Genomic DNA, 3,781 nt, shown 5'->3' with positions numbered 1-3,781 from the left:
TCCAATCAACATTGTCTCAAAATCACAGTACCCTTTAACACAGCCATTCCTTTAAATAAAATGAATTTTAAGGACGTTATTTCTTAAATTTGGGAATAACGTCCTTCTTTTTTTAATACGAATGTAATAGTGAGTACAGGTTATATTTTTATAAGAGGCACTAGATTATAATTATTATAATTTAATATTGATTTTTATTAAATTTATATTATAATCCAGTTAAGAGCTTTAAAAAATAGAGTACGAGGTGATGAAATGAGTAATGCAAACAACAAACATTTAACAACAGGAACAGGTGCCCCTGTCGGCGATAATCAAAATTCCATGACGGCTGGTTTACGAGGGCCAACCTTAATACAAGATGTGCATTTATTAGAAAAATTAGCTCACTTTAACCGTGAACGTGTGCCTGAACGCGTGGTTCATGCCAAAGGTGCGGGAGCACATGGTTATTTTGAAGTAACAAATGATATGGCCAAATATACAAAGGCAAAATTGTTTAATGGAGTTGGAAAACGAACACCGATGTTTATTCGTTTCTCAACGGTTGCAGGTGAACTTGGTTCGGCCGATACAGTCCGTGATCCACGCGGATTTGCCGTTAAGTTTTATACAGAAGAAGGCAACTATGATTTGGTAGGTAATAATACACCAATCTTCTTCATTCGTGATGCCATCAAATTTCCAGACTTCATTCATACACAAAAAAGGGATCCTAAAACCCATTTGAAAAACCCAAATGCAGTTTGGGACTTCTGGTCTCTGTCACCAGAATCCTTACATCAAGTAACATATTTAATGGGTGACCGTGGTCTCCCAGCCACATTACGTCATATGAACGGATATGGGAGCCATACCTTTAAATGGGTAAATGAGAATGGCGAAGCTTCCTGGGTAAAATATCACTTCAAGAGTGAACAAGGCGTTAAAAATATGTCTGCAGATGTAGCGGCGAAATTAGCTGGCGAAAATCCAGATTATCATACGGAAGATTTATTTAATGCGATTGAAAATGGCGACTTCCCAGCATGGAGGCTGCATGTTCAAATCATGCCATTTGAAGATGCTAATACGTATCGCTTCGATCCATTTGATGTCACAAAAGTGTGGTCACATAAAGATTATCCGTTAATCGAGGTTGGCAGAATGGTCCTAAACCGTAACCCTGAAAACTATTTTGCAGAGGTTGAACAGGCCGCCTTCTCACCAGGTACAATGGTACCAGGAATTGAGGCATCGCCTGATAAAATGCTACAAGGCCGTATATTTGCCTACTCCGATGCACACCGTTACCGTGTAGGTCCAAATCATAATTTACTGCCAATAAATCGTCCAAAGACAGAAATAAATAATTATCAGCGCGATGGTGCTATGCGGTTTGATCATAATGGAGGCGGCTCTGTTTACTATGAGCCAAACAGCTATGGCGGTCCAAAGGAAGTCCCTGAACATCGACAAACACCATTTGAAGTTACTGGTGCAGCAGCACAAGTTGCTTATGATCATGATGATCACTATACACAAGCTGGTGATCTTTACCGCTTAATGTCAGAAGATGAGCGTACTAGATTAGTTGATACCGTGGTAGGGGCTATGAAACCCGTAGAGAGGGAAGATATTAAATTACGTCAAATTCAGCACTTCTATAAGGCTGACCCAGAATATGGCGAGAGAGTTGCCAAGGGCTTAGGATTGGCGATTCCTCAGGAAGTGAAATAAAACAGGTACAGGTTGTTCTTTCATGAACAGCCTGTTTTTTATTAATTTCTTCAAATTCCGACAGCATTTTTAGTTTCTCCTGATTAAACTAGTTTTTAGATAGGGGGAAATGTTTTAATGTACAAAAGATTTATTTTTGCCTTGCTTTGTTTACTCCTAGTCGGGGGAAATGTCCAGCCAATCGGTGCACAGGAAAACAATATGGCGAAAAAGTTATATAAAGATAATCGCGAAAACTCACCCTTTTATTTTGATTTTTTTGCAAAGAAACTATTCGGAAAATTCTATCAAGAGTTCGAAATAGACCAACCCAGCGGATCGTTTTATGAACAGTATACGATGATGGAACAAGACCCTTTGAAAAATAAAATGAACCTTGCCGAGCAAAAAGGTAAACTATTTCACGATGAGCCGATCCGATTAACTTTCGCAGGAGATGCTATGATGGATTGGTCGGTGAAGGAAACGGTCAAGCAAAAAGGAGCAGACTATCCATTTGTACATATAAAAGAGGAATTAGCTTCAAGTGATCTTAGCATGGTTAATTTAGAGACATCTGTTACAACGGGTGGGATTAAACAAGGAAAACAATATACCTTCCGTTCGGAGCCTCCCGCCTTGTCAGGATTAAAAAATGCGGGATTCCAGCTAGTCAGCCTGGCTAATAATCATTCTCTTGATTTTGGACTAACAGGGTTTAGGGATACGGTTGCTTCCTTAAAGCATTATCAATTAGATTACGTCGGAGGGGGATTAAATAAGCAGGAAGCCTATCAGGCAAAAACATATACTTTAAAAGGGAAAACAGTAAAAATATTGGCGTTTTCAAGGGTGCTTCCTGACTATTCGTGGGTAGCAACAGATACAAAACCAGGCCTTGCGAATGGTTATGATATAAGTTTAATCGAATCTACTATTAAAAAAGAAAAGTCGACTGCAGATTTCTTATTCGTGTTTATCCATTGGGGTGTTGAAACAAAACGCAATCCTGAGCCATTTCAGCGCGAGTGGGCAAAGAAGATGATTGATTCTGGTGCTGACGGCATCATTGGCAGTCATCCTCATGTATTGCAGGGATTTGAATACTACAAAGGCAAGCCTATTGCCTATTCGCTGGGGAATTTTCTATTCCCCAACTATATTAAAGGGAACGCTGCCCAAACAGGCATCCTTCATATAGATATTCATAAGGAGGAGATGAAGATGACTTTTGTTCCATTTAGAATATCACAGGACCAAATTGTCAAACAAAGTGACCAAGATAAACGAGCAGTTTGGAATGAACTGCAAGAATTGTCTTATGGCGGATTGACTATCAACAATGGGGATATCTCTGAAAATACGACCATAGCAGAATCAAATCAATAAAATGGTTAGTGAAAAACTTTTTCAGAAAAATTTATGGGTAGGGTCGAATTATTTAGGAAGGATTTTAAGGATATTATTCGAATAATAAGAATAGTATGTAGTAAAAAAAGGGGGTCTTAAAATTGGGTATAAAGGTGATAGAGAAAGAAGAAATAAAAGTGGTTGGTATGGCTTGGACAGGTACTTACTCTGAGGTAAAAACAATCCCAAGTCTGTTTAACAAAATGGAAGATCGGGTAGAGGAAGTTTCGTGCCTGACCAACGAACCTGTTGTGATTGCACCATTTCATAACCGTGAAACAGAGTTTACTTATTATGTTACAAAACCTGTTGGAGAAATTGAGAATGTACCAGAGGGGATGGTTGGATTCTCAATTCCGAGAAAGAACTATGTCTGTACTACTCATAAAGGAAGTCTAGAAGAAGTTGAAAATACATATCAACAACTATTGAATTGGATGAAAGAATATGGTTATGAACAGGACTACCATGCCTTAGGGCTAGAAATTTTTAAAGAAGAGCATAAGCAGCAAAATGAGTCTGGAGACTTGTATTTTGAGATTTATTTACCGGTTAAAACCTATAAGGAATAGGAAAATGAGTTTTTTAAACTCCTCAGGCTGTCGATACACTCGGCAGCTTTTTATTTTATTCAATCACTTCAATAATTCACTGTGTTAATTTAGTATAATAT

3 protein-coding genes are annotated in these 3,781 nt (G+C 38.2%); all 3 read left to right on the top strand.

The genetic code is table 11. The annotated features are described in order from the left end of the window. The first annotated feature begins 255 nt into the window (after nt 1-255). The 3 genes from katA to V7266_RS08135 all read left to right on the top strand — a co-directional run bounded on the left by katA (nt 256) and on the right by V7266_RS08135 (nt 3,680). Nucleotides 256-1,719: a catalase KatA gene (katA, locus tag V7266_RS08145; protein ID WP_335467381.1), complete on the top strand. Its 1,464-nt coding sequence runs from the start codon at nt 256-258 to the stop codon at nt 1,717-1,719. A 117-nt stretch (nt 1,720-1,836) separates the two neighbouring features. Continuing rightward, a complete protein-coding gene (locus V7266_RS08140; RefSeq protein ID WP_335467379.1) occupies nt 1,837-3,087 on the top strand; it encodes a CapA family protein in 1,251 nt (416 codons plus the stop codon). Nucleotides 3,088-3,209: 122 nt separating this feature from the next. After that, the gene (locus V7266_RS08135; protein ID WP_335467377.1) at nt 3,210-3,680 is read left to right on the top strand and encodes a GyrI-like domain-containing protein; all 471 of its coding nucleotides are present in this window, start codon (nt 3,210-3,212) and stop codon (nt 3,678-3,680) included. Nucleotides 3,681-3,781: the final 101 nt, after the last annotated feature.

Source organism: Neobacillus drentensis (assembly GCF_036965645.1).
Lineage (GTDB): Bacteria > Bacillota > Bacilli > Bacillales > Cytobacillaceae > Neobacillus > Neobacillus drentensis_D.
This window is presented reverse-complemented; position numbering and strand designations above follow the sequence as displayed.